Here is a 581-nt window from a genome sequence, read left to right as displayed (position 1 = left end):
CTTGCTGGCGTACCCAGCGGCGCAGCGTTTCAGGTGTACAGCCGATCTTGGCGGCTATCGATTCGATCGCGGCCCACTGCGAACTGTACTCACTGGCAGCCTCGCTGACCATGCGCACGGCGCGCTCCATAACTTCGCGGGAATACTTGGGTTGCTTCTTCATGACTCCATTCTCTCAAACAATGGAGCCTCTACAAAAACCGGGGCGATTCAAAGCAAACTATTACGGGCAGTTGAGCGGTCAGGTAACACAGGCCTGACTCACACTAACCGGCCTCCACGAAGGCCGGACCGGTTCAAATAGAGCAATCGCTTCAAGTGGCGGCTCGTTACTACGCGACACCAAGGACTGTGCGGGCATATGCTAGCAGAAAGCCCAACCATACAGCCGAGGATAGTATCGGCGAACCGCTCGTAGATTAGCGGCGCCGCCGACACATGGCTCACGTCGCCGTTTCAGAAAGAAAAATTGAAAATACAGTATCAACGGCAGTCGCGATATTTTTATGCCGCGTAACGGTGGACGTGATAGTGAGCACCACCATCATGGTCAGAAAAATGAGTGATTAGTTTCCTGGTAT

1 protein-coding gene is annotated in these 581 nt (G+C 53.7%); it reads right to left on the bottom strand.

The window, feature by feature from the left end:
• Positions 1 to 163, bottom strand: a 163-nt coding sequence (locus JK635_RS28615; RefSeq protein ID WP_498043877.1) for a transposase, incomplete at its 3' end; no start/stop codon positions are given.
• Positions 164 to 581: the final 418 nt, after the last annotated feature.

The sequence above is a fragment of the Neobacillus paridis genome (assembly GCF_016765675.1).
GTDB classification, from domain to species: Bacteria; Bacillota; Bacilli; order Bacillales; family Cytobacillaceae; genus Neobacillus; species Neobacillus paridis.
This window is presented reverse-complemented; position numbering and strand designations above follow the sequence as displayed.